Genomic DNA, 21,454 nt, shown 5'->3' on the forward strand with positions numbered 1-21,454 from the left:
GTGGGAGGCATGTTGATCGATTACCATACGCACCATGTCCGCTGCGGCCATGCGGTCGGTGAACTGGAAGACTACGTGCGCCGCGGCATCGAAATCGGGCTGGACCACATCGGGCTGTCCGATCATATGCCGCTGCTTCATGTGAATCCTGCCGAATATTACCCGGAAATGGCGATGGCGATGGAAGAACTTCCACGTTACGTGGAGGAGTGTCTAAGCCTGAAGGAGAAGTATAAAGGACAGATTGATATACGAGTAGGTCTGGAAGGCGATTATATCGAAGGCTGGGAAGAGGCGATCGGGAAGATCGTCCAAGCTTATCCATGGGACTATGTCATCGGCTCCGTCCATTTCCTCGGCGAATGGGACATTACCGATCATCGGCAGATCCACGGCTGGGAAGGCCGCGACAAGCTTGAAGTCTACCGAACCTATTACGAAGCGGTACAAAAGGCTGCCGCAACCGGCTTTTACGATATTATGGGCCATTTGGACGTCATCAAACGGTTCGGCTTCCATCCGGGACCGGAAGCGGCCGCGGAAGTCGAGGCGCTGGAAAACGCCGCTCTCGCCGCCGTGGCTGCCGGCGGGGTTGCGATGGAGCTGAACGCGTCGGGCTTGTCCAAGCCTTGCGCCGAGATGTTTCCGTCCGAGAGGATGCTGCAGGAAGCATGCCGGCTGGGAATACCGATGACGCTGGGATCCGATGCCCATGATCCGAAGAAGCTCGGGGAGAATTTGGACCGCGCAAGGCTGGCGCTTCATCAAGCGGGCTTCCGCCAGTTGGCAGTGTTCGAAAAGCGGCGGAGAACCATGGTTCCATTGGAAATCTAATTACGGTATCAGGAGGCGCAAATGCAGCACAGGGTGCGTATTTTTTCCGGATCGTCGAATCCGTTGTTGGCGGAAAGCATCTGCGAGATGCTTGGGGCAGAACTGGGCAGCGTTACGTTATCCCGTTTTAAAAGCGGCGAGATCTATGTGAATTACGAGGAAAGCATCCGCAACTGCGACGTGTTTATCGTGCAGTCGCTTTCGCATCCGATTAACGAGCTGTTCGTGGAGCTCCTGGTCATGATCGATGCGGCGAAACGGGCTTCGGCGCGGACGATCAACATCGTGATGCCTTATTACGGCTATGCCCGGCAGGAACGGAAATCGGCGCCACGTGAACCCATCTCCGCCAAAATGGTAGCGGATGTGTTGACGACAGCCGGAGCCAGCCGCGTCATCACGATTGATTTGCATGCGCCTGCGATCCAGGGATTTTTTAATATTCCCGTGGATCATCTGACTGCGCTCGACCTGATCAGCGAACATTTGAAGACGCTTAACCTGCCCAATCCCGTTATCGTGTCGCCCGACGCGGGAAGGGCTAAAACGGCGGAGAAGCTGGCGAACCATCTTGATTACCCGTTTGCCATCATGTTCAAAAAACGTCCGGCCCATAACGAATCGGTCATCACGCACGTGATCGGCGATGTGCATGGGAGGACCCCGATTATTATCGAGGATATCATCGACTCGGGGAACACGATCGTCAATGTCGTCGAAAGCCTGAAGGAGCGTGGGGCGTCCCCGGCCATCATATGCGCCACGCACGGGTTGTTTTCCGGTGACGGGCTGAAGCGGATGGCCCATCCCCATATCCAAAACGTGGTTGTCACCAATTCCATAGCGATCCAGGATCCTCCGCCGGAATGGCTGAAGGTATTGTCCGTTGCGCCGATCCTTTCCACCGCCGTACGGATCATCCTGGAAGGCGGCTCGCTCGCCAACCTGTTTAGAGACGCTGGAGTATAGCTCCAGCTTTTTTTTTCATTTCCGGGGCCCCTGCAGAGTACCCGAATCGGCTTCGAAGACACAGGCCCCCTCTTGGGGCTTTTTTGTTTATTCGATCTCCAATTTCATGCTCGCTTCATGCCGATAAAATAAGGGTCGGCGAGGGCGAAAGTACAATTTTCTTTTAATAGATATTGGCTGCGCTCGCATCTTTAAAGTTATGGTATACTGTTCTGGATAGATGAATCTAGCATTTTTGCGCGGGTAAACGGATATACGCAACTTAAGGGAGGTGCCTTGCTTACATGGAGGATCATCATCTACGGGCGGAGGACCTACAACATAAAGTCATACCCATTCATATGGATGCCAACTTCTTTTTTGAACGTGCTGTCCGTTCGCTGGACCGCCTTCATTACGAGAAGGCATTGAAATATTTTCGCAAAGCTGTTGAATATGAGCCGGAAAATCCGGTGAATCATTGCAATGTAGCGGGTATATTATCAGAGATGGGCGATTTTGAAGGTTCAAACGCCGTCCTTTCCGATATATTGGAGCATGTCGATGCTTCCATGACGGAATGTTATTTCTATATGGCCAACAACTACGCCAATATGGAGCAATTTGAAGAGGCCGAACGCGCGCTGCTTCAATATTTGGAGCAAGACCCGGCGGGGCAGTTTCTTGAAGAAGCCGAAGAAATGATGGAGCTTTTCCAGTATGAGCTGGGGCGGCCGGTGAAGCCGGCCCGGATCCGCAGCCGCGAAGGCGTGGTGGAGCACGAAGAGGCGCGGGCGCTGATGGAAGAAGGGAAGTTTGCCCAAGCCGCCGAGGTGCTGGAAGGGATCGTTCAGGAGCAGCCGGACTTTCTTGCCGCAAGAAACAATCTGGCTTTGGCATATTATTACATGGGTTTGTTCCGCAAAGCCAAAGCGACCATATTTGAGGTGTTGGAGCAGGAGCAGGGCAATATTCACGGTTTGTGCAACCTGGCAATATTTTACCAGCATGAAGGGAATACTGCTTCATTGAACCCTCTTCTTGAAACATTGTCGGTGATGGTTCCGTTCCATCAGGAGCATGTGTTTAAACTGGCGACGACGATGGGCATTTTGGGAAGACATGATTCCGCGTACGGCCATTTCCGCCGGCTTTTGAAGGACGGAGAGCTTCTCGGGGACCCGAGCCTCTATCATTACGCGGCGGTTGCCGCGTTTAACAGCGGGTTGTACGGGGAAGCGCGCCGGCACTGGCAGCAAGCGCAAAAGCTTGACCCCGCCTCGGATATTCCGCGGTTTTACCTGGATCAAATGGAGGAGCTGCGTCCGGCTGACGGGCAGCGGTACGAGCTCAGCTATCATTACCATCTGCCGTTCGAGGAACAGTTGAAACGATGGGAGCAGAATGAAAGCGAGCTTTGCGAGGAAGTCAAAAGCAATCCGCTGATCCGGTCCTCGTTTTTCTGGGCGCTCCGGTACGGCGATCATGGAACCAAACTTCAGGTGATCCGCGCGCTGGGATGGATCGCCGACGCAGAGGTCCGGGAAACGTTGACGGCTTTTCTGAAAGAGCCGGATGAATCGCCGGAGCTTAAAAAGGAGGCCCTGCAGGTGCTGGCCGAGATGGGGCCGCAGGATACCGCGCAGGCTATTCTCGAGGCCGGCGCCGCTTCGGAGCCGCAGGTTGCGGAGATTGAAGCATCCTACGATTACGACGGGGCCGGCGATACGCTGCAAGCCGTGGTCGACCAAGCTTGGCGGCACATGGACGAGGGAACCGACCGCGAGAAACGGCGGCATTTGCAAAACTTATGGTTTCAATTCCTGGGCAAGCTGTATCCCGACAAGCCGCTGATCCGCCATACGGAAGGATGGTCGGCCGCGCTCGAGTATTTGACCGCAAAACAACGCGGCAGCTCGCTGACCTATCAGGAAGTGGCGCAGCGGTACGGCGTCTCGGTGTCGACGGTAAGCCGGTACGCGAAACGCATCGACAGCGTCTGTTCGCCCCAGGATGAAAAGGATGATGTTTTCCGTCCTTTTACAGAAAATGTATAGATGCGCTTGCCGAAACATACCTTACATGATTTGAGTCGCTGATTCTTTCTTAAAGGAGGCTATCGGAATGTACAAATCAATCATCATCGGAACCGGGCCTGCCGGACTGACGGCAGCCATTTACCTGGCCCGCGCCAATTTGAAGCCGCTTGTGATCGAAGGCATGCAGCCGGGGGGCCAGCTGACGACAACGACGGAAGTCGAAAACTTCCCGGGTTTCCCGGACGGGATTATGGGTCCGGAGCTGATGGACAATATGCGCAAGCAGGCCGAACGTTTCGGGGCCGAATTCAAAACCGGGTGGGTCAACAAGGTGGACTTCTCGAAACGCCCGTTTAAGCTTTTCGTCGAGGGGATGGGCGAGATCGAGACCGAAACCGTCATTATTTCCACGGGCGCTTCGGCCAAATACCTCGGGATTCCCGGCGAGCAGGAAAACGTCGGGCGCGGCGTCAGCACATGCGCGACCTGCGACGGGTTTTTCTTCCGCGGCAAAAAGATCCTCGTGGTCGGCGGCGGAGACTCCGCCATGGAGGAAGCGAACTTCCTGAGCCGTTTCGGCTCCAGCGTGACGCTCGTGCACCGCAGGGAAGAGCTGCGCGCATCGAAAATCATGCAGGACCGCGCCCGCGCCAACGAAAAAATCCAATGGGCGCTGAATCGGGTGCCGCTTGAAATCGTTGCCGGCGATAATGGGGTAAAAGGGCTGAAGGTGCTCAACAACGAAACCGGGCAGGAGGAACTGCTCGAGGCGGACGGCGTCTTCGTGGCGATCGGACATACGCCGAACACGAAGTTCCTGGAGAACCAGATCGATACGGACGAGATCGGTTACATTCGGGTCAAGCCGGGTACGACGGAAACGAATGTCCCGGGCGTGTTCGCCTGCGGCGACGTTCAGGACGTGCGCTACCGCCAAGCCGTCTCCGCAGCCGGAACCGGCTGCATGGCGGCGATGGACTGCGAGAAGTTCCTCGAAGGCAGCATGGTTCATGACTGGAGCGGCACGCTGTAACATATAATGCATGATATAGGGGTATCCCTTAAGCCGAATGCGGCTGAGGGATACCCCTTGCTTTTTCAAATAATGGAATTTATTCCAGTTAAATCCACCCGTTTCCTTCCGCCAGACTGATCGCTTCGATCCGATTTTTGACGTCCAGCTTGTTCAGGATTTCCGATATGTAATTGCGTACGGTGCCGTGGGAAAGATGGAGGGAGCGAGCGATTTCGCTTGCGGATTTGCCGGCGGCGATCAGCTGCAGAATTTCGCATTCCCTTGCGGTCAGCGGATTTTTCCGGGCTGCGGAATCGAAAATCAACTCGGGTGAAATTTCGCGGTGTCCCTGCATCACCCGCCGGATCGATTCGGCCAGCCGATCGCTTGGCTCGTCTTTGAGCAGATAACCGCTTACCCCCGCCTTGACCGCCCGCTCAAAATAACCCGGCCGCGCAAAGGTCGTCAGCATAATGACCCGGCAGGGCGAGCCCTCCAGCTTCAGCCGTTCCGCCACTTCAATGCCGGATTGGACCGGCATCTCGATGTCGAGCAGGCAGACGTCGGGTTTCATCTTCAAAATCATGGACAACGCCTCCTGCCCGTCCCCTGCCTGGCCAACGACCTCCAGGTCGTCCTCCAGGTCAAGCAAAGAGGCAAGAGCGCCGCGCAAAAGCCTCTGGTCTTCGGCGATCAAGATTCGGATCATACATCTTCACTCCTTGCCTTTTCTTCGTATTCAGGTACAACGTTAGATCCATGCAGCGGTTTTTGCTGGGATAGGGAAGGGGCTTGGAAAAGCTATGCGCCGTCCGCCGCCTGCGGAACTCCGTCGTCGGATGTTTTTCGGACCACCACCGGCACGCGGATTAGGATCGTCAACCCGTCCGATGAACGCAGCTCAAGCGATCCGTCAATCAGGGACAGCCGTTCCTTCATCCCTTTCAAACCGTTGCCGTCGGATTGAATCCGGCCTTCCAAACCGATGCCGTTATCGCTGACCACGAGCCGGATGTCGCTTTCGGTTCGTTTCATGGCGATGGTACATCGATCCGCCCGGCTATGTTTCACGATATTGGTGACGGCTTCTTTCAGACACATGCCGAGAATGTTCTGCACCAGCCCGGAAATCTCTTTGTCGCCGAAATCGCCTTCAGCTTCAAGCCGTATCCCTGCGCTCTCCAGCATCCGCCTGGACGCTTGAAGTTCCTCCGTCAAAGTCAGCGTACGCATTCCGCTTACAAGCTCCCGTACTTGACGCAGGGCGGCTCTGGACGTCTGCTCGATCTCCCGCGCTTCCAGCAGCGCTTTGTCCGGGTCCCGGTCGATCAATCGCGTCACAAGCTGGCTTTTTAGCGTAATAAGCGACAGCGTGTGGCCGAGCGTATCATGCAGATCCCTCGAAATGCGGAGCCGCTCTTCCCGTTTCACCAATTCGGCGATCCGTTCGTTCGCTTCGTTCAGATCCGTCTCCAGCTGACGCTGCCTGTACAAGGAACGCATCCCGAACGGGGACATCATCATAACGACAAGGAAGGGCAGCACGACATAAAGGTCTTGCGCGGCAAGACCGGGAAGATAAAACAAAAGCGGCAGGATCAGCACGGCGTAGAAGCAAAACAAAACGGCGTAAAACTTTCGCCAATCCTTGTAGTACGGGATAAAGCTGGAAATGTAGAATCCCATAAACAGCATGTAGGGGCTGTACGCCAAAGACAGCGTAAATAACAGCAGCATCTGCAGACCATGCCAAAACACAAACGATTTTCGGGCGAAAAAAAGCTGGCGGTAGGTTAGCACGAACAAAGCAATGAGCAGATAACCCGCCGCCATTCGAAGCCCATCCTCATGGCTGATGTAATAAATGGGGATGGAAATATAAACCAGCCATACATAAGGGAAGGAACCCATGTCGCTCGGAAAAAGCTCAAATCGGGAACGCTTCAACGCCTACACCGCTTCCTGTTTTTTTCGGATATATATGGATAGTACCATAAACAGGAGTAAATATCCGGCAAGAATGAACATCGCCTTCGGTTCGGGCGCCTCTCCCGCGGCAATGGCCCAGACGCCGCTGCCGTAGTTGTAAGAAGGAAGCCATTTGCCGATCGCCTGCAGCATGGAAGGAAGGGTGTCCATCGGAAACCACATGCCGCCCAGAATGGCCATGAGCATGTATACGACGTTGCTTACGCCGCTCGCCGTATCCACCCTTTTCATCGAACCGAACATGGTGCCGAGCGCAAGAAAAGGGATGGAGGCGACCAGGATCCACAAGCCGCAGCCTGCCCATTGGGCAAAGGACATTCGCACTCCGTTGATGACAAAACCGGCAGTAAAAATGACGATGATCGAAAACAGGTGCATGACCGTTTGGCCGAACATTTTGGACAGAAAATAAATGCTTCCGGGCAGCGGTGTGATCCGCATATACACCGACCATCCGTGCGTCTGCTCCTGAACCATGCGGATGCCGACGGTCATGATCGCCGATCCCATCACGCTGAAGGTGGTCATCGACATCAAATAATGCGCCTGCCAGGCTTTGGCATTGTCGACGCCGGTGTTCACGATCTTGGTGAAAATAAAATAAAACACGATGGGCATCAGCAGCGACCAGAACACGTAATAAGGGTTGCGGACAATCCGCAGCATTTCAACCTTGCACTGCATGAATAACATGTTGATCATGAGACCGCCTCCTCGCTTCCGTCTTCGGACAACATCAGTTCAAAAGCGTCGTCCAGCCTTCCCTGGCCGGTACGGATATCTCTCGCAGGGATTTCGTACCTGAATATAGCCGCGAGCACCGTGTCCGTATTTTCGGCCGTGACGACCCATCTTCCGTCCTGCTCTTTGCATTCCTTGACGCCGGGTACGGAAAGAAGCTGAATAACCATGTCCGAAGCGGCGACGTTTCCTCCCAAATCCGCGAGAAAAGAAACGGAGCGGCTGGTCAGCCTGGAAACAATCTCGCCAGGGGTGCCGTCCGCCGCGATTTTTCCTTTATTAAACAGCAGAATCCGGTCTGCTGCGTCTTCGGCCTCCTGCAAATAATGCGTGGAGAACAATATCGTTTTTCCTTTCCGGGCCAGTGCCTGCGTCTGCTGCCAAAATGCCCGCCGCGACGTGGAGTCGAGGCCGACCGTCGGCTCATCGAAAAACAGCAGGTCCGGGTTCCCGGCCATCGCGAGCGCAAATCCGAGCCTGCGCTTCTGCCCGCCGGACAGCTTGCTGGCCCGCTGGTTCATCTCTTCCGGTGAAAATCCGGCAATGTCGGCCATCTCCGACAGCGAGAGAGGTTCAGGGTAGTAGGTTCGGATCATGGCCATAACCTCCCGGACCTTCAGCCCGTCAATGACGCTTACCTCCTGCAGCATCGCGCCGATGCGCCTTTTGACCTGCACGTCTTTGGGGGATCGGCCGAATAGCTCGACAGTGCCCCGGCTGGGCTCGCGCAGCCCGAGCATCATCGAAAGGACCGTCGTTTTGCCGGCCCCGTTGGGACCGAGAACCGCGGTCACCGAGCCGCGTGGAATATCGAAAGAGACGTCGTCGACGGCGGTTTTGCCGCCGTATGTTTTCGTAACGCGTTTGAGTTCGGCTATATTTTCCATCATACCCTCCATTTTGCTTTGTTCCTTTCGGACCAAATTTCCTCTTGCTTCCATTCTATCGTCACAAGGCCGGGCCGGTTAGTGTATGCTGTCATCAAAAGCATGTGACAGATGTCATGTCGAAGGAGGGGCAACATAGGGCAGAGGGACGGTTCGAATGGCCGACTTTGCCCGAAAAACGGGCACTCCGGGCTGTTTGTGACAGTTCTCACATCTCTTGACCGATAGGTAGGCTTCAATTATAGTGGGTACAGTAGGAGCAAACTATTATTCAAGGAAAAAAGGTGGCTTGTAACATGTCTGAGCAAATCTACGTTGGTGTCGATTTAGGAGGAACCGCCATTAAGGTCGGCATCTGCAATCAATCAGGACAGCTAATTCAAACGTATGAAGGACCTACAGAAACGGAAAAAGGCGTAGATGTTGTCATCGGTAATATCGAGAAATATGTGCGTCATATTGTTGACCAGTCCCCATACAGCTGGGACCAGCTTGCGGGTGTAGGCGCGGGGGTTGCCGGCTTTACCAATGTCCGTGAAGGGATCATCATCTTTGCACCAAACGTAGGTTTCCGCGATGTGCCGATTCGTGCTATTCTGGAAGAAAAAATCGGCAAGCCTATCAAAATAGACAACGACGCCAACGTTGCCGCGCTCGGGGAAGCGTGGAGCGGCGCGGGACGGGGAGTCGACAACTGCGTGTGCTATACGCTCGGTACCGGCGTAGGCGGCGGCATCATTATCAACGGTAAAATCTATCAGGGCTTTTCCGGTCTGGCCGGCGAGCTGGGTCACATTTCCGTCGTTCCGGACCTGGAAGCCATTCAATGCGGCTGCGGCAAGATGGGATGCCTGGAGACCGTATCTTCGGCGACGGGCATTATCCGCATGGCCAAGGATGCCGTCGAACGCGGGGACCGCACGTCCTTGGCGCTGGAGACGAAAATCGCAGCGAAGGAAGTATTCGATGCGGCCAAAGCCGGAGACGAGGTGGCGCTGCGCATCGTGAAGCGTGCAGCCTTCTATCTGGGCAAAGCGATGGCGGCCGTTGCGGCTACGCTCAATCCGGAAGTGTTCATCGTAGGCGGCGGCGTATCGAAAGCGGGAGATATTCTGTTCAACGAAGTGCGCGAGGTATTCGCCAAATTGACGCCTGAACCGCTGCAGAAGGGCGTATCGATTATCCCTGCGCAGCTTGGCAATGATGCGGGCGTCGTAGGTGCGGCCGGGCTACTGCTCCGCTCGTAGGATCACGGACCGATTTCGAAAGGAAGCGTAAGGAAAGCGGGTATTGAACCCGAGGCAGGGTCTGCGTGGAGACAGCCCGTTTCCCGCTGTCCGCAAGTACCAAACCAAGGGAGGGAAAGCTGATGCTCGAGGGTGAAAATAACGCAACTGGCATGGCCACCCTGATCATTGTCACGGGCATGTCGGGCGCCGGAAAGACGCTGGCGGTACGCAGCATGGAGGATCTCGGATTTTTTTGCGTCGACAATCTGCCTCCCGTGCTGATCCCGAAATTCGCCGAATTGATCGAACAATCCAAAGGAAAAATCGCCAAGGTGGCGCTGGTCATCGACCTGCGCGGGCGCGAATTTTTTACGGCATTATCCGAATCCTTGAATTATATCAAGGACCATTTTACGATCCATTGCGAAATATTGTTTCTCGAAGCGACCGACTCGGTGCTTGTGCAGCGCTATAAGGAAAGCCGGCGCCGGCATCCGCTTGCCCCGGAAGGCATGCCGCTCGACGGCATCCGTCTGGAACGCAAGATGCTGGAGGAGCTGAAAAGCTCGGCCACCGTCGTGCTTGATACGAGCACCATGAAGCCGGGCCAGCTGAAGGAAAAAATCATTTCGCGATTCTCCCATCTGGAGGGCAACACGCTTTCCGTGAACATCACTTCGTTCGGCTTCAAATACGGCATTCCGATCGACGCCGATTTGGTGTTCGACGTCCGCTTCCTCCCGAATCCCCACTACGTGGAAAATTTGCGGCCGCGGACCGGGCAGGACAGCGAAGTATATGATTACGTGATGAAATGGCCTGAGACCCAGGCGTTTCTGACGAAGCTTTTGGATATGCTCCATTTTTTGATCCCGCAGTACCGGAAGGAAGGCAAAAGCCAGGTGATTATCGGCATCGGATGCACCGGCGGGAAACACCGTTCGGTAGCTATTGCCGAGTATTTGGGCAAAATGCTGGGGACCAGCGAAACGGAGTCGGTTTCGGTCAGCCACCGGGATTCTGAACGTGACCGGAATTAATGAGAGTGGAAGTGATGAGCGTGGCTGTACAAAAAAGAGAGCGTCCGCGGATCGTCGTCATGGGCGGGGGAACCGGCTTGTCCGTAATGCTGCGAGGCTTGAAGGAAATGCCGCTGGACATCACGGCCATCGTCACCGTGGCGGATGACGGGGGCAGTTCCGGCATTCTCCGCAGCGAGCTGCAGATGCCGCCGCCGGGAGATATCCGCAACGTATTGACGGCGTTGGCCGATGTCGAGCCGCTCATGTCGGAAATGATGAGATACCGGTTTAGCAGCGGCTCGGGACTTGCCGGGCACAGCCTCGGCAACCTGATTCTGGCCGCGATGACGGACATCAGCGGAGACTTTGTCACGGCAGTGCGGGAACTGAGCCGCGTATTTGCCGTGCGCGGGCGCGTGCTGCCTGCAGCGGATGAAGCGGTGGTGCTGTCGGCGGAAATGGAAGACGGCATAATCGTCACCGGGGAATCGAAGATTCCCGAAGCGGGAGGACGGATCAAGCGGGTGTTTCTTGAACCTTCGGAGGTCGAACCGCTGCCGGAGGCGGTAGCGGCGATCGAAGAGGCGGATGCCATTTTGATCGGTCCGGGCAGCTTGTACACCAGCATTCTGCCGAACCTGTTGGTTCCCAAGCTGGCGGAGGCCGTGATGGCGTCGGAAGCCATCAAAATTTTCGTGTGCAACGTCATGACCCAGCCCGGAGAAACCGACGGCTATACCGTCAGCGACCATCTTCAGGCGATTTATGACCATGTTGGCAAGCACTTATTCGATTATGTTATTGTTAATAGCGGAGACATTCCTCCGCAGGTTCAGGATAAATACGCCGAAAAGGGCGCCAAGCCGGTCGAACTGGACTACGACGAGGTCACAAGCCTCGGGTACAAGGTCATTGCCGATACGCTGGTGCTGTTCCGGACGTATCTTCGGCATGACGCCGACAAGCTGAGCCGGCATATTTTCCAACTGGTACAGGACTGGATTTTACGAAAGAGGTGAGACCCGTGTCGTTTGCGGCGCTGACGAAAAAAGAATTGACCATGATCGAAGCAGACGCCTGCTGCGAAAAGGCCGAGTTGTCGGCATTAATCCGCATGAACGGGGCTGTTCAGCTTTCGAACAAGAAGGTCATTCTGGATATCTCGACCGAAAATGCGGCGATTGCCAGACGGATCTACACGCTGATCAAAAAGCATTTTCAGGCCCATACCGAGCTGCTTGTCCGCAAAAAAATGCGCTTGAAAAAAAATAATGTGTACATTGTCCGTATTCCGGCCCGCGTTCAGGAAATACTGAAAGAGCTGAGGATTGTTTCGGAGGGTTTTTTGTTCCGCACGGACATCGACCCCGATCTGGTCAAAAAAAACTGCTGCAAGCGCGCGTATCTGCGCGGAGCGTTTATGGCCGGGGGTTCGGTGAATAATCCGGAGGGCTCCTCCTACCACCTGGAGATTTCCTCTATGTACGAAGAGCATTGCGGGGCGCTGGTGGATCTGGCGAATGAATTTCAGCTGAATGCCCGTTTCATCGAACGCAAGAAGGGATTCGTCCTGTACATTAAGGAAGGCGAAAAAATCATCGAATTTTTAAGCCTGATCGGGGCGCATCAAGCGCTGTTCAAATTTGAGGACGTCCGGATCATGCGCGACATGCGCAATTCGGTCAACCGGATCGTCAACTGCGAAACGGCTAATTTGAACAAAACGATCGGGGCCGCCGTCCGGCAAATCGACAACATTAAGCTTCTGCAGAAGGAAGTGGGCCTTGAAAACCTGCCCGATAAACTGCGGGAGGTGGCCGAAATCCGCCTCGCGCATCCGGACATGAATCTGAAGGAAGTCGGGGAGCTGCTGAAGGGAACGGTCAGCAAATCGGGGGTCAACCACCGGCTGCGGAAGATCGACGAGATGGCTGAGAAGATTCGGAACGGCTAGTTTTTTTCTTCTAGTGTCGTTCATGTTATAATGTTATAATGTTACCAAATATGTTATGAGAACTATGCAGATTTCTAAAGGGGGTAAGGTTTCCATGACAAAGCATCCGGTAGTCGTCCGCCTGAAAACGGGTCTACATGCAAGGCCGGCAGCATTGTTCGTCCAAGAAGCGAATAAATACTCGTCCGAAATTTTCGTGGAAAAAGATGATAAAAAAGTGAATGCCAAGAGTATCATGGGAATTATGAGCCTTGCAATCAGTTCGGGTACGGAAATTATCATCAGTGCCGAAGGCGCGGACGCAGATCAGGCTGTAAACGCTTTAGTCAGCCTTGTCGGCAAGGAAGAACTCGAAAACCAATAAAACGATTGATTCATAACGGTTAGGGAGATCCGTCTGCGGATGTTTCCCTAAAAGCACAGCCCTTTCTTCAGTTTTGAAGAGAAGGCTGTTTTGCATTTTCAGAAAAAATTCATATTTTCCAATTCCCCTTACAAATAGTGACATCCCAGCCGATATCATACTATAGCTGCACTTTCAGGATGAAGCGCGCTCTTTTGGCAAATATCGAGATAAAGGAGTCACCGAAGGTATGGGGAAATGGAGAAATCAACAAGGGCTAACCGTTTCAGGAGAGGGCCCGGACTTAACCAAAGCCAAGTCGTTCGAAGAAAAAGACATTCATGACAGGAACCGCGTTTTGCTGGTGGCGGCTGCGATTTCGGCTTTTTTTGCGTTCACGACGATGGATGGAAGCCGCATATTCAGCTGGCCGAATCTGGGATTATTGATCAACATCCTGTCGCTCGTCGCTTTTGCTTATTTTCATTTTCGAAAAAAACACATTCGCCACATCGCCTATCTAAGCGTACTCGGCATGGCCGTGAACATCGCCATTCAGACGTTTGTATTGCCTACGCTCGCAACCCTTTTCGCTGCGTATTACCTGATCATTCTCGCACTCATCACGCTTCGGCTCGTCATCACTTCAATTTCCATCCTATTTTCGCTTATCGTTACGATCTATTTGGTAACTGCCGACACCGGCATCGAAATGCCGACCCGGGACGGACAATCCGCGATTATGATGATGGCCATCGTATCGGTTATGGTCTTTCTTTTGCTGCGCCTGAATAACACGCTGGTGAAAAAAACAAGGGATGCGCGGGAGCAAAGCGAACGATTGCTGGGCGAGCAGAAGGAACAAAGGGAGCGGCTGATGGAGCATGTGACGCTGGTTACGGGCAACATGGCCGAAATTACGCATGGCGTGGAAGACAATATGGCTTCTTTCGAAGAGATGAACGTTGCATTCCAGGAAATTTCAAGCGGCGCTTCGGGACAGGCCGACTCGACTTATGCCATCAACGAATCGGTGAAGCAGATGGACATGATGGTCAAGCAAATGACAGACTCCACCGAAACGCTGCTTGCGCAGACGGACGAAACGAACCGGCTGTCGGAGTTCGGCAAAGACAAGGTCGAGCTGCTTCATGAGGCGATCATGGACTTCAAGCAGCAGATCGACGCCATGTCCGCCGACATTCAAAGCTTGACGGAACGGGTACACCGGACATCGGAATTCAGCCATACCATTTCGGAAATCGCAAATCAAACGAACCTGCTGTCCTTGAACGCCAGCATCGAAGCCGCCCGGGCGGGCGAGCACGGGGCGGGTTTTGCCGTGGTGGCTAAAGAGATCCGCAAGCTGGCCGAAGTGGCATCGGGCTCGGCGGAGAAAATCCAGTCGGAAATGGGCGGCTTCTCCGTACTGATGACCGAAACGATCGGTCGCATGGGACAAGTCGCGGAGCGGATGCAAAAAAGCAGCGTTCTGACGGAAGAGACGCTGGAAGCCTTCCGGTCCATCGAGCAGTCGGTGGCGGGACTCCTGAAGGTTTCGAACGGGTACCGCGGAAACATCCGCGAAATTGCCGCATTTTCCGGTTCGATCGACGAGTCCACGACGCATTTGGCCTCCGTAAACGAACAGACCTCCGCAGCTATGGAAGAACTGACGGCGACGCTTCAATCGCTGCTCAGCAACAATGAAAACAGCCTGGAAAACATCAAGAAAGCGCAGGGCAGCCTGAAGGAGCTTGTTTAAGGCCTTATTTGGCGGGCGGTAGTTTGCTGGGAAAAGCGTTTTTATAAATCCGCAAAAATCTAAAAAAAAGTGATTGACTACCTGCAACATTTTCCACCCCTTCGCTCGTCTAGAAGTCAAATCAGGTGAACGGAAACATCGGGCGTCGCCTGGGAATACTGTTCGATTATGACGAGGAGGTCAACGAAAATGAAAAAATGGATCAAACCTGTAGGTTCGGTGCTGATTGCAGGAGCTTTGCTCGTAGGAGGGGCCGGCGTGACCGGCATCACGGGAGTTTCCACCGCTTATGCGGATCAGGATGTGCAGCGCAACGTCGTCAACGTTGTCGGTAAAGGCGAAATTTCGGTTAAGCCGGATATCGCGTATTTATCGATTGGCGTAGACACCCAGGCGGAAACGGCCCAAAGCGCGCAAAAGGCGAACGCCGAAAAAATCCAGAAAATTACCGACCTGCTGAAAAACACGTGGAAAATCGCGGACAAGGACATCCAAAGCGTGTCTTTCTACGTGCAGCCGAACTACGTTTACAACGACAAGGATGGCCAGAAAGTAAAAGGATACACGGCGCATCATACGCTTCAAGTTTCTTACCGCGATCTGTCCAAGGTGGGCAAGCTGCTGGACGATGCTTCGAACGCCGGAGCGAACAACATCGATAATGTCACTTTCTCGGTCGAAAACCGTGACCAGTTTGAAGAGCAGGTCATTCAAAAAGCGATGGCCAATGCTGATCTGAAAGCCGGCGCCATTGCCAAAGCAGCCAAACGTCAGCTCGGCATGGTGCTTGTTGTCAGCCAAGGGGATGTAGGCAATCCGGTCGTCTTCACGAATGCCAAATTGGATTCCCTTGCGACAGCTGATGCAGGCAACTCCACATCCGTCTCCCCAGGCGAAGTGAAGGTGTCGACGCAGCTCAGCGTGCAATACGAACTGAAATAAAAGCGGCTTTCCAGAAACCAGCCGCCCGATTCCGAAGGAGCCCGAACGGCCCGCCCGGAATCGGGCGGTTTTTGCGTGAAATGCACATATGTAGCTTTTTCCTGTCGAATCCTATAGAAAAGTGTTGTACCCAAGAGGAAAAAACGGTATAGTGAATATGCGAATTTCTGTACTTCGCAGGGATACTGCCGGAAGATCCGGCAAACTCCATGACATGAATCGTTTAAGCCTGGTAAGCCATACCCATGGATATGGCTTTTTTTTCTTAGTGTGTATTGTTTTCGTTATTTTTGCAAAAAAGCCGGATTCCAGGAATCCTGAAGCATAAGATAGGGGGTAATGCACTTTGATTGACCTTGTCCAGATAGAAAAGCACTTTGACGGACAAATCGTTGTGCATCCGCTGTCACTGAAGATCGAGGAGGGAGAGTTCCTGACTCTGCTCGGTCCCAGCGGCTGCGGCAAGACGACCATTCTTCGCATGATTGCGGGTTTCGAGCAACCGACCCATGGCGACGTCGTTTTGGCAGGCCAGAATGTAACCAATCTTCCGCCGAACCAGCGGGATTTGAATCTTGTATTCCAGCACTACGCGCTGTTTCCGCACATGACGGTTGAAGAGAATATTGCTTTCGGACTGAAAATGAAAAAAATACCGAAAGACGAACAGAAGAAACGGATTCAGGAAGCGGTGGCGATGACGCAGCTGACGGCGCTGACTTCGCGTTATCCGCACCAGCTTTCGGGCGGACAGCAGCAGCGGGTCGCCATCGCGCGCGCCATCGCCAACAAGCCGAAGGTGCTGCTGCTGGACGAGCCGCTTGGTGCGCTTGACCTGCAGCTTCGCAAAAACCTGCAGTCCGAGCTGAAACATTTGCAGCGTTCGCTGGGCATCACGTTTGTTTATGTGACGCATGACCAAGAGGAAGCGATGATGCTGTCCGACCGGATCGTCATCATGAACGGCGGACGGGTCGAGCAGGTCGGAACGCCAAGAGAAATTTACGCAACGCCAAAAACGTTGTTTGCCGCAACCTTTGTAGGGGAAAATAACATCTTTTCTTCGAGTGAAGGGCTTTTTGCCGTGCGTCCCGAGAAGCTCCGCCCTGTACGGGAGACGGAAGGCGCGCGCGTGACAGGTGTCATTCAGGACGTCCTGTACCTCGGCAACGTGCATAAGCTGACGGTTCATCTGGACCAGGAGCCGATGACGGTGACGATCGCGCTTGATTTTACCGATGAAAGGCCGTGGCAGATCGGCGATCGGATCGGGGTGAACTGGAGTCCGAAGGACGAGGTGATCATCGGGGCATGAACAAATCGAAATTTTTGATGATACCCGTACTGCTTTGGGCAGCGTTGTTTTTGCTGGTTCCGATGCTGATCGTGGTGGTCGTTTCGTTTTTAAGCCGCGACACGCTGGGCAATGTTGTCTTTCAATTCAGCCTGACGGGATACAAAACCTTTTTCGACTCGCTGTATCTCGGCATTTATTGGGACACGCTCGCCCTGTCCGTCGTTACGACGGTCATCTGCCTGCTGGTCAGCTATCCGCTGGCTTATTACATTGCGAATGCAGCGCCTAAAATTCAAACGTGGGGACTTGTCCTGATCACGATACCGTTTTGGATCAATTTCCTGATCCGCACCTACGCATGGGTGCTCCTGTTGCGGACGCAGGGCATCGTCAATTCGCTGCTGCTGCATTTCGGCTGGATCCACGAGCCGCTGCAGATGCTGTATACCAAAGGAGCGGTGCTGCTCGGCATGGTGTACAACTTCATTCCGTTTATGGTGCTGCCGATTTACGTGGCGCTCGAGCAGATGGACAAGCGGCTGCTGGACGCCGCCAGCGACCTCGGGGCGACGCGCTGGAGGGCGTTCCGCCATATTACGCTGCCCCAAAGCAAATCGGGCATCATGACGGGCTGCGTGCTCGTATTCGTCTCTACGTCGGGGATGTTCGTCGTAACGGACATTTTGGGCGGCGCCAAATCGATGATGATCAGCAACATCATCCAGTCGCAGTATTTAGGGGCGCGGAACTGGCCGTTCGGTTCGGCTTTGTCCATTATTTTCGTGATCACGTCGCTGATTTTGATCCTGTTGTTTAACCGGGCCATGCAGTCCAGGGCGGATCGCGCAAAGGAGGGGAGCGCATGAAAAAGAAAAGCCATCCCCTCTTGGGGCTTCATTCGCTGCTGCTGATGATTTTTATTTATGTGCCGATTCTGCTCATTATCGTGTATTCCTTTAACAATACGAGATTGAGCGGGGACTGGAAAGGATTTACCTTTGAGTGGTATACTTCGCTGCTGGAGAACCGGCATGTCATGGAGGCGCTCACGAACAGCTTGACGGTTGCCGTCATTTCGACGATCGCGGCGACGCTGCTCGGGACGCTGGCGGCTCTGTCGCTCCGGAACGTGGGCAAACGCTGGAAAGGCGGCATGAACGGCCTGATGTACCTGCCCGTCGTCATTCCCGACATTATCATGGGCTTGTCGCTTCTGGTGCTGTTCAGCCAAATGCATATACCGCTCGGCAAGGCGACGGTCATCATCGCCCATATTACGTTCAGCATGTCTTACGTGTACGTGGTCGTGACCGCGCGGCTCGCAGGCATGGGCCGCCAGCTTGAGGAAGCTGCCGCCGACCTTGGAGCGACCGGCTGGAAGACCTTCCGCTACGTGACGCTGCCGCAAATGATGCCGGGCATCATATCGGGCGCACTGATCGCCTTTACGATGTCGCTTGACGATTTTATGGTCAGCTTTTTCGTGGCGGGTCCGAGTTCAACGACGCTGCCGATCTATATTTACGGCCAAGTCAAGCGGGGAATCTCGCCTGAGATCAACGCGCTGTGCACGCTGCTGATTTTGGTCAGTGTCGTGCTGATCCTGCTCGCGCAGTTTATTTTGAACCGCGGCAAAGGGCAGAAAAAGCACAAAATGCTGCCGATTTAAGCGGGTACGGCGGAGACCGCCATCGTTATGGAAACGTATATTGCATTGATAAGAAAAACGCCCATCGGCGCACTTTCTCAATAGACAGACCGCATCGAACAGAAAACATTACCAACGGGATAAGGATGCTTCGTCATCGGAGAATTTCTTTGTCATTTCAACAAAAAACGGAGTAACGGAAAGAGAGGAGATATGTAACTGTGAAAAGAAAGGGTATCGCCGGCTTGCTGCTGGCAGGGGCTATTGCTGCATTGTCACTAACGCCTTTGGGGGGCTGCACCTCCAAGGAGACGCTTCATATTTACAGCTGGGCGGACAATTTCGACGAGGATGTGCTGAAGGATTTCGAAAACAAGTACAACGTCGATATTACGTACGACACGTATGCAAACAATGAGGACCTGCTGGCCAAAATCAAAGCAGGCGGAGGCGGCTATGATCTGATCCAACCATCCGATTACATGGTGGCCACGATGATCAAAAACCAGCTGCTTGAGCCGCTCGACATGAAAAACATCCCGAACTTCGCCAACATCCAGGAATCCCTGAAAAATCCGGTGTTTGACCCGGGCAACAAATATTCGATCGTCTATATGTCCGGCGTAACCGGCATTGCTTACAACAAGAAATACGTAAAGGACAAAATCGACAGCTGGGAAGACCTGTGGAACCCTGCTTACAAAGGCAAGGTGCTGCTGCTGGACGACAACCGCGAGGTGATCGGCATGGCGCTGAAAAAACAGGGCCACTCCAATAGCTCGACGGATGAAGGCGAGATCAAGTCCGCGGTGGACGATCTGAAGACGCTGCTGCCGAACGTGCTGGCGTTCGATACGGATACGATCAAGCAAAAGATGATTCAGGAGGAAGGCTGGATCGGCACGGTTTGGTCCGGCGACGCGGCTTTTATCGTGAAGGATAATCCGGATATCGAATACGTTGTTCCGAAGGAAGGAGCAACCATTTTCGCCGACAACTACGCAATCCCGAAAGGCGCCAAAAACAAGGAGCTGGCCGAAAAGTTCATCAACTACATGCTTGATCCGCAGGTCAGCGCCAAAAACTACGAGTCGATCGGGTACAGCGATCCGAACGCCAAGGCGATGCCTTACCACAGTGAAAAATACCGCAACAACCATATGATCAATCTGACCGAAGACGAGCTGAAACGTACCGAGTGGCTCGGCGACGTTGGCTCAACCCTTCAAGTGTACGACCGTTATTGGACCGAACTGAAAAGCGGGCGGGAGTAACGCTTCAACTTGCGAGGCTTTAAAATGTGCCCCCTTTCCATCATGGAAAGGGGGTTTTTGTGTGCATGAACAAAAGAAGGATTTGAAAAAATATAGACGGTATTATAAAATGTCTAATATATAAATAAATATTTTGAGGGGTTGTTTGTTAATGGAAAGCGTTCCGGATGAATTGCTGAATGCCGATATTCATGATCTCAAACGTGGATACACGGAGGATGCGCTGCTTGATACGTATCGATGCCTTGTCTGTGGACATCAAACGGAAAAAGGAATTGTCTATCAGGAGGGCGGCGTGTTTTATGAAGCGGAGAAATCGATGCGCAGGCATATTCAGCATGAACATCATTCCATGCTCGATTACTTGCTCAGCCTGGATAAAAAAGTGACCGGACTTACCGATTTGCAGCGCAAACTGATCGGTTTTTTCCACCAGGGGTTAAGCGATCACGACATCATTGCCGAGCTGGACGGGGGAAGCACTTCCACGATCCGCAATCACCGCTTTATGCTCCGCGAGAAGATGAAGCAGGCCAAGTTGTTTTTGACCGTCATGGAGCTGATGGAAGAAGGCGGGAAACATGCAGGCCGCTCTTCCGCGGCAGCCGCAGCGAAGCAGGCCGAACCTCCATTACCGGGAAAGCTGGGCGAGCGGCTCAACATTTCGGAAGAAGAACATGAGCGGATTGTACGCAAATATTTTGCGGAGGGGCCGGGGGGCCGACTGACTTCATTGCCGAAGCAGGAGAAACGCAGAGTGGCCGTTTTGCGCCACATTGCAGGGGATTTTGAAGAGGGCCGCACGTATAACGAGAAGGAAATAAACGAGCTGCTGGAGGCACGATATGGGGATTATGTCACCTTGCGGCGTTATTTGGTCGAATACGGCTTTTTGGACCGCGTGCCGGACGGGAGCGAGTATTGGGCAAAACAACCGGAAACGAAAGGAAAGGGGACACAAAACATGAAAAACCAGCGAAGAAAAGAATTGGTCGAACAGTATATGAACACGCCGCGCCCGATGGGGGTGTTTCAAATCCGCAACAAGCAGAACGGCAAAATCTACGTGACCAGCAGCACGAATATGCCGGGAGCGATGAACGGCCAAAAGGCGAAGCTTGCATCCGATTACCATGTCAGCCCCGAGCTGCAAAAGGATTGGAAAGAACTCGGCGAAGGCGCTTTTGCCTTCGAAATATTGGAGGAGCTTCGCCCGGATCCGCAGGCTCCCAATGATCTGCAGCAGCAGAAGGTGTACAAGGATAAGGTCGAGAAGATGGAAAAAGAATGGCTGGAGAAGCTTCAACCTTACGATGAGAAAGGCTACAACAGACGTCCGCGGGCGAGATAACAACCAGGGGAGCTAATGCCGCTCCATTTATTGCCCGGCTTCCTCTCCCTAAAGGGAACAGAAATGAACAAATTTAAACCCTTTTCCTCGGGTATGCGACAATACTGTAACCGTGTTTGTCATCTATTGGCATGCCGGGTTTTATATAATAATCGCATGGGTAAAATACAGTAAAC

At 53.6% G+C, this 21,454-nt stretch carries 20 protein-coding genes; 16 read left to right on the plus strand and 4 right to left on the minus strand.

Annotation, left to right across the window (positions count from 1 at the left end; all coding sequences use genetic code 11):
- The first annotated feature begins 9 nt into the window (after positions 1 to 9).
- The 4 genes from hisJ to trxB all read left to right on the plus strand — a co-directional run bounded on the left by hisJ (position 10) and on the right by trxB (position 4,854).
- The gene (hisJ, locus tag RJP21_RS00130) at positions 10 to 834 is read left to right on the plus strand and encodes a histidinol-phosphatase HisJ (protein ID WP_310857574.1); all 825 of its coding nucleotides are present in this window, start codon (positions 10 to 12) and stop codon (positions 832 to 834) included.
- A gap of 21 nt (positions 835 to 855) precedes the next feature.
- Entirely contained in the window at positions 856 to 1,803 is a 948-nt protein-coding gene (locus RJP21_RS00135; protein WP_310857575.1) for a ribose-phosphate diphosphokinase, read from the plus strand.
- 284 nt (positions 1,804 to 2,087) lie between these two features.
- Entirely contained in the window at positions 2,088 to 3,839 is a 1,752-nt protein-coding gene (locus tag RJP21_RS00140; RefSeq protein WP_310857576.1) for a tetratricopeptide repeat protein, read from the plus strand.
- A gap of 67 nt (positions 3,840 to 3,906) precedes the next feature.
- Positions 3,907 to 4,854: a thioredoxin-disulfide reductase gene (gene trxB, locus RJP21_RS00145; protein WP_310857577.1), complete on the plus strand. Its 948-nt coding sequence runs from the start codon at positions 3,907 to 3,909 to the stop codon at positions 4,852 to 4,854.
- 88 nt (positions 4,855 to 4,942) lie between these two features.
- Here the strand turns inward: trxB and RJP21_RS00150 are convergent, their stop codons facing one another.
- The 4 genes from RJP21_RS00150 to RJP21_RS00165 all read right to left on the minus strand — a co-directional run bounded on the left by RJP21_RS00150 (position 4,943) and on the right by RJP21_RS00165 (position 8,456).
- The gene (locus RJP21_RS00150) at positions 4,943 to 5,545 is read right to left on the minus strand and encodes a response regulator transcription factor (RefSeq protein ID WP_310857578.1); all 603 of its coding nucleotides are present in this window, start codon (positions 5,543 to 5,545) and stop codon (positions 4,943 to 4,945) included.
- A 92-nt stretch (positions 5,546 to 5,637) separates the two neighbouring features.
- Positions 5,638 to 6,783, minus strand: a complete 1,146-nt coding sequence (locus RJP21_RS00155; protein WP_310857579.1) for a sensor histidine kinase — start codon at positions 6,781 to 6,783, stop codon at positions 5,638 to 5,640.
- A gap of 3 nt (positions 6,784 to 6,786) precedes the next feature.
- Entirely contained in the window at positions 6,787 to 7,527 is a 741-nt protein-coding gene (locus RJP21_RS00160; RefSeq protein ID WP_310857580.1) for an ABC transporter permease, read from the minus strand.
- Entirely contained in the window at positions 7,524 to 8,456 is a 933-nt protein-coding gene (locus tag RJP21_RS00165) for an ABC transporter ATP-binding protein (protein WP_310857581.1), read from the minus strand. The genes RJP21_RS00160 and RJP21_RS00165 overlap by 4 nt, the downstream gene beginning before the upstream one ends.
- A gap of 293 nt (positions 8,457 to 8,749) precedes the next feature.
- Between RJP21_RS00165 and RJP21_RS00170 the strand changes: the two genes are divergently transcribed.
- The 12 genes from RJP21_RS00170 (at position 8,750) to RJP21_RS00225 (ending at position 21,278) form a co-directional block, all read left to right on the plus strand.
- Positions 8,750 to 9,700 carry an ROK family glucokinase gene (locus RJP21_RS00170; RefSeq protein WP_160039744.1) on the plus strand — a complete coding sequence of 317 codons (951 nt, stop codon included), beginning with the start codon at positions 8,750 to 8,752 and terminating at the stop codon, positions 9,698 to 9,700.
- 122 nt (positions 9,701 to 9,822) lie between these two features.
- Positions 9,823 to 10,722: an RNase adapter RapZ gene (gene rapZ / locus RJP21_RS00175; RefSeq protein WP_160039742.1), complete on the plus strand. Its 900-nt coding sequence runs from the start codon at positions 9,823 to 9,825 to the stop codon at positions 10,720 to 10,722.
- Between the two features lie 14 nt (positions 10,723 to 10,736).
- The gene (locus RJP21_RS00180; RefSeq protein ID WP_310857582.1) at positions 10,737 to 11,723 is read left to right on the plus strand and encodes a gluconeogenesis factor YvcK family protein; all 987 of its coding nucleotides are present in this window, start codon (positions 10,737 to 10,739) and stop codon (positions 11,721 to 11,723) included.
- Between the two features lie 5 nt (positions 11,724 to 11,728).
- Positions 11,729 to 12,658, plus strand: coding sequence for a DNA-binding protein WhiA (gene whiA / locus RJP21_RS00185; RefSeq protein WP_160039738.1), 930 nt, complete (start codon positions 11,729 to 11,731; stop codon positions 12,656 to 12,658).
- Between the two features lie 94 nt (positions 12,659 to 12,752).
- Complete coding sequence (locus tag RJP21_RS00190) at positions 12,753 to 13,022, plus strand: HPr family phosphocarrier protein (protein ID WP_036711002.1); 270 nt, start codon at positions 12,753 to 12,755, stop codon at positions 13,020 to 13,022.
- Positions 13,023 to 13,251: 229 nt separating this feature from the next.
- Positions 13,252 to 14,766 (plus strand): methyl-accepting chemotaxis protein, encoded by a 1,515-nt coding sequence (locus tag RJP21_RS00195; RefSeq protein ID WP_310857583.1) that lies wholly within the window; start codon positions 13,252 to 13,254, stop codon positions 14,764 to 14,766.
- A 189-nt stretch (positions 14,767 to 14,955) separates the two neighbouring features.
- Positions 14,956 to 15,708 (plus strand): SIMPL domain-containing protein, encoded by a 753-nt coding sequence (locus tag RJP21_RS00200; protein WP_310857584.1) that lies wholly within the window; start codon positions 14,956 to 14,958, stop codon positions 15,706 to 15,708.
- A gap of 346 nt (positions 15,709 to 16,054) precedes the next feature.
- Entirely contained in the window at positions 16,055 to 17,023 is a 969-nt protein-coding gene (locus RJP21_RS00205; RefSeq protein ID WP_160039732.1) for an ABC transporter ATP-binding protein, read from the plus strand.
- On the plus strand, positions 17,020 to 17,871 hold the full coding sequence (locus tag RJP21_RS00210) for an ABC transporter permease (RefSeq protein WP_310857585.1): 852 nt from the start codon (positions 17,020 to 17,022) through the stop codon (positions 17,869 to 17,871). The genes RJP21_RS00205 and RJP21_RS00210 overlap by 4 nt, the downstream gene beginning before the upstream one ends.
- Positions 17,868 to 18,674, plus strand: a complete 807-nt coding sequence (locus RJP21_RS00215) for an ABC transporter permease (RefSeq protein WP_310857586.1) — start codon at positions 17,868 to 17,870, stop codon at positions 18,672 to 18,674. The genes RJP21_RS00210 and RJP21_RS00215 overlap by 4 nt, the downstream gene beginning before the upstream one ends.
- 215 nt (positions 18,675 to 18,889) lie before the next feature.
- On the plus strand, positions 18,890 to 19,927 hold the full coding sequence (locus RJP21_RS00220) for a polyamine ABC transporter substrate-binding protein (RefSeq protein ID WP_397386162.1): 1,038 nt from the start codon (positions 18,890 to 18,892) through the stop codon (positions 19,925 to 19,927).
- A 151-nt stretch (positions 19,928 to 20,078) separates the two neighbouring features.
- On the plus strand, positions 20,079 to 21,278 hold the full coding sequence (locus RJP21_RS00225; protein WP_310857588.1) for a DUF2087 domain-containing protein: 1,200 nt from the start codon (positions 20,079 to 20,081) through the stop codon (positions 21,276 to 21,278).
- Positions 21,279 to 21,454 lie beyond the last annotated feature (176 nt).

Origin of the sequence: Paenibacillus sp. VCA1 (assembly GCF_031583795.1) — a bacterium.
Taxonomy (GTDB): Bacteria; Bacillota; Bacilli; order Paenibacillales; family Paenibacillaceae; genus Paenibacillus_AQ; species Paenibacillus_AQ albilobatus.

Coding starts and splice junctions, on each gene's coding strand:
- RJP21_RS00165 (WP_310857581.1), bottom strand. CDS start 8,456: ATGATGGAAAATATAGCCGAACTCAAACGCGTTACGAAAACATACGGC.
- RJP21_RS00210 (WP_310857585.1), top strand. CDS start 17,020: ATGAACAAATCGAAATTTTTGATGATACCCGTACTGCTTTGGGCAGCG.
- RJP21_RS00140 (WP_310857576.1), top strand. CDS start 2,088: ATGGAGGATCATCATCTACGGGCGGAGGACCTACAACATAAAGTCATA.
- RJP21_RS00150 (WP_310857578.1), bottom strand. CDS start 5,545: ATGATCCGAATCTTGATCGCCGAAGACCAGAGGCTTTTGCGCGGCGCT.
- RJP21_RS00135 (WP_310857575.1), top strand. CDS start 856: ATGCAGCACAGGGTGCGTATTTTTTCCGGATCGTCGAATCCGTTGTTG.
- RJP21_RS00170 (WP_160039744.1), top strand. CDS start 8,750: ATGTCTGAGCAAATCTACGTTGGTGTCGATTTAGGAGGAACCGCCATT.
- RJP21_RS00190 (WP_036711002.1), top strand. CDS start 12,753: ATGACAAAGCATCCGGTAGTCGTCCGCCTGAAAACGGGTCTACATGCA.
- trxB (WP_310857577.1), top strand. CDS start 3,907: ATGTACAAATCAATCATCATCGGAACCGGGCCTGCCGGACTGACGGCA.
- RJP21_RS00180 (WP_310857582.1), top strand. CDS start 10,737: ATGAGCGTGGCTGTACAAAAAAGAGAGCGTCCGCGGATCGTCGTCATG.
- RJP21_RS00160 (WP_310857580.1), bottom strand. CDS start 7,527: ATGATCAACATGTTATTCATGCAGTGCAAGGTTGAAATGCTGCGGATT.
- hisJ (WP_310857574.1), top strand. CDS start 10: ATGTTGATCGATTACCATACGCACCATGTCCGCTGCGGCCATGCGGTC.
- RJP21_RS00200 (WP_310857584.1), top strand. CDS start 14,956: ATGAAAAAATGGATCAAACCTGTAGGTTCGGTGCTGATTGCAGGAGCT.
- RJP21_RS00225 (WP_310857588.1), top strand. CDS start 20,079: ATGGAAAGCGTTCCGGATGAATTGCTGAATGCCGATATTCATGATCTC.
- rapZ (WP_160039742.1), top strand. CDS start 9,823: ATGCTCGAGGGTGAAAATAACGCAACTGGCATGGCCACCCTGATCATT.
- RJP21_RS00215 (WP_310857586.1), top strand. CDS start 17,868: ATGAAAAAGAAAAGCCATCCCCTCTTGGGGCTTCATTCGCTGCTGCTG.
- RJP21_RS00195 (WP_310857583.1), top strand. CDS start 13,252: ATGGGGAAATGGAGAAATCAACAAGGGCTAACCGTTTCAGGAGAGGGC.